4 protein-coding genes are annotated in these 3,284 nt (G+C 50.3%); 1 reads left to right on the plus strand and 3 read right to left on the minus strand.

The features are described from left to right. Window positions 1–1,174 (plus strand): beta-galactosidase small subunit-related protein (locus ACKOVI_RS02260; RefSeq protein ID WP_509602392.1); only part of this gene is annotated, 1,174 nt, incomplete at its 5' end. Here the strand turns inward: ACKOVI_RS02260 and ACKOVI_RS02265 are convergent. The 3 genes from ACKOVI_RS02265 to ACKOVI_RS02275 are packed head-to-tail and all read right to left on the minus strand — an operon-like array spanning window position 1,167 to window position 3,103. Further along, window positions 1,167–1,964, minus strand: coding sequence for an SGNH/GDSL hydrolase family protein (locus ACKOVI_RS02265; protein ID WP_509602393.1), 798 nt, complete (start codon window positions 1,962–1,964; stop codon window positions 1,167–1,169). The genes ACKOVI_RS02260 and ACKOVI_RS02265 overlap by 8 nt on opposite strands. A 3-nt stretch (window positions 1,965–1,967) precedes the next feature. Next, entirely contained in the window at window positions 1,968–2,915 is a 948-nt protein-coding gene (gene rlmB, locus ACKOVI_RS02270) for a 23S rRNA (guanosine(2251)-2'-O)-methyltransferase RlmB (protein ID WP_509602394.1), read from the minus strand. After that, a complete protein-coding gene (locus tag ACKOVI_RS02275; protein WP_509602395.1) occupies window positions 2,915–3,103 on the minus strand; it encodes a CysS/YqeB C-terminal domain-containing protein in 189 nt (62 codons plus the stop codon). The genes rlmB and ACKOVI_RS02275 overlap by 1 nt, the downstream gene beginning before the upstream one ends. Between the last annotated feature and the right edge of the window lie 181 nt (window positions 3,104–3,284).

The raw sequence follows: 3,284 nt of genomic DNA on the forward strand, positions 1-3,284 counted from the left end.
CTTCCCAGATCGAACTGCAAAGCCTGCAATGCATGAGATGAAGGCACTCGCTGCTCCGGCAAAGATTGCAACTACCAAGGCTTCATCTGGTCAGTTCACAATCTTTAATAAGCAGTTCTTTACCGGAATCGAAGATTTCGATCTCCTATGGTCGATTACCCGCGATGGTCTCGTTGTCGATGGGGGCCGAGTAAAGCTCCCCGCTGTTGGACCCCGTAAAACAGGCCGTTTCAGCGTGAAATCACCGCATCTGCTCAAGGCAGATGGCAAGGGTGAGCGTTTTATTACCTTCACCTTGTTGCGCAAGAGCAGCACTGCCTGGGCTCCGACGTCGACTGAGATTGGCTGGAACCAGTTCACGCTTCCATCAAAGGCGAACACAATCTCTACCCAGCCAACCAACGATCTCTTCGAGTCCAGCGTCAACGATGCTGGTGAGATTCAGATTCCATACGGTGCATACGCTCCAGAACTTTCATTGTGGCGTGCGCCTACCGATAACGATCGCATCGGACATATCGCAACCAAGTGGGAACGTTATGGAGTTCGCGAACTTACTCGCACTGATTGCACCATCACTGAAAATGCAAAGCAACGAAAAGTTGTCAGCGTCTGGGAAACTAGCACCGGGTTTGTTATTAAGCAGACTCAGGTGATCACACCTGTAGCCGATGGTTTTGCGGTCAAAGAGACGATTGTTGTTCCAAAGCAGCTAGAAGATTTGGCTCGCGTTGGTATCAACCTCGAACTCGATGGTGCACTCGATACCTACACCTACTTCGGTTCAGGGCCACACGAGTCATACCCTGACCGCAAGATTGGTCGTATCCATCGTTGGGTCTCAACAGTTGCAGCTCAATACATTCCATATGTTCGCCCACAAGAAAATGGTGGACACGTTGGAGTGCGTTGGTTCGAATTAACAGGTAACGATGGACATGGTGTGCGCTTTGATTTAGATAAGCCACTCCAGGTTTCAGTAACGCCTAACCGTGCAACTGAACTTGCAGATAAGACACATGATGTTGAGGTAGTACCTGCGGGCACCGCTGTTGTTCATATCGATGCTGCACATCGTGGCGTTGGAACTGCATCGTGTGGTCCAGATACGTTGCCTGCGTACATCGTCGGCGGTGGTACTTACACCTTCGGTTGGACAGTACGAGCTATTTAAAGCGTTGAGCAGATGCCCGTGGCCAAGTGATTGGCTGCGGGTATTTTGCTGTGCGGCCGTCGCCCGATGATTTACCGCGCAGACGGCGCCAAATCCACGGCAAGGCAAATACGCAGAACCACAAAACCCCTGTAGCACGCTGCTTTAACCAGCTCTCCGGTACTGCCGGTGGCAATGGTGTTCGCCATGCTGCATCGTATGGATAATCTAAAACTTCAAGAACGCCCTGCGATACTCGCCAGTGACCATCTTCGTTGAGATGTAGGCGATCAAATGCCAAGAAGCGATTATCTTTAAAGAAATCTAGACCGTTTGCATCAGAGACAATTGCACCAACTTCTGCACCCACTTCATGAACTGCTTTATTAAATTGCGAGAAGCGTGACTTCCAGACTTCGGCGCCTTTACCTTTATTGCCGGTATCTTCTAAAACAGTAAAGAGGAGAATCGTCGCACCTGAATTAGCCAGTGCGAGCACTGCGCCTTGGTACTTAGCGATTGTGGCAGCCGCGTCATACCCAGGACGAAGAGCATCGTTGGCACCGGCATGGAAGGAAACGAGAGTCTCTTTACCTGTAACAAACTTCAGCGCCTCAGGAATCTGGTCATCGACTACCTGGCCAACCAACTTTCCGCGGATCGCTAAATTGGCATAGGTGAAGTTATCTACATGTTGTGCGAGTTCATCAGCAACACGATCTGCCCAACCGCGAAAGTTTCCATCTACAACCTCATCAGTCATGCCTTCGCTATACGAGTCACCACAGACAATAAAACGGTTGTAGATCATTGCTTAACCTTTGCGACGCTGCTCGTCTATCCAGAAGAGAGTAATTGACGTTGCAACAGATGCGTTGAGTGATTCAGTCGAAGAGCTGATTGGGATAGAGACAATCAAGTCACACTTCTCGCGAGTCAATCGTGCAAGACCCTTACCTTCAGATCCGACGATAATCATCAAATCTTCTTTGGCAACCTTCATCTCTGAGAGTTGAACATCTGATTCACCATCGAGGCCGACGATAAACATTCCGCGCTTCTTGGCATCATCAATCGTGCGAGCAAGGTTTGTTACCTGTGCAATCGGCAGACGAGCTGCTGCTCCGGCAGAGGTCTTCCACGCAGAGGCGGTCACAGCTGCTGCTCTACGCTCAGGAATAATGATTCCAGAGGCTCCAAAGGCAGCTGCAGAACGCGTCACTGCACCTAGGTTACGAGGATCTGTGACGCCATCGAGAGCGACAATCAGCTTTGCACCCTTGGCGCGATCGCAGATCTCTTCATAACTTGAATACTGGAATGGCTTGATACCAAGGATGATTCCTTGGCTATTAGGTGCGATGGATTCGAGCGATGCACGGTGAACCTCTTTAATTTGCAATCCATGATTGAGAGCTAGCTGAAGAGATTCTGCGATGCGATCATCAATATCGACTCCGCGCGCAACCATTACCTCAGTAGCTGGAACGCTTTCACGAAGCGCCTCTAACACTGCGTTACGCCCAGAAACGATTTCGCCCTTAGGCATCTCTGACTTAGGAAGTCGAGCAGCAGCTGGCTTCTTGGCAGCAACCTTCTCTGCGCGCTTCTTCGCCTTATGAGCTGCGTGATAAGGACGGTCTTCAGCTTTTGGTGTTGGACCTTTACCTTCTAATCCGCGCTTGCGGTTTCCGCCAGAGCCAACTGTGGGGCCCTTCTTCTGCTTACGAACAGCGCCGCGAGGCTTTGAATTTCCGGCCATTATGAACCACTTCCTTCAGTCTTACGTGAGATCGACCATCGTGGTCCTTGCGCTGTATCTTCGATAACGATTCCGAGAGCAGTTAAGCCATCGCGAATCGCATCTGAACTTTCAAAATCTTTACGTACTCGTGCAGCTTCCCGTTGAGCAAGCGCCAACTTAATTGTGCCGTCAAGGGCTGCAGTCACATCATTGTGTGTTGAAGAAGTTGCAAATGCTGGATCAAAAGGATCACAACCTAGAACATCTAGTGCTCCGCGAATTTCATTTGCCGATGATGCGATGACTGCCTTATCGCCAGAAGTAATGGCGCTGTTCCTACAGCGCTTGCATCGATTTCAGAAGCGCTACGTCTTGGCAACAGCGCCA

Source organism: Candidatus Planktophila sp. (genome assembly GCF_046070465.1).
GTDB lineage: Bacteria > Actinomycetota > Actinomycetes > Nanopelagicales > Nanopelagicaceae > Planktophila.

Coding starts and splice junctions, on each gene's coding strand:
- ACKOVI_RS02265 (WP_509602393.1), bottom strand. CDS start 1,964: ATGATCTACAACCGTTTTATTGTCTGTGGTGACTCGTATAGCGAAGGC.
- rlmB (WP_509602394.1), bottom strand. CDS start 2,915: ATGGCCGGAAATTCAAAGCCTCGCGGCGCTGTTCGTAAGCAGAAGAAG.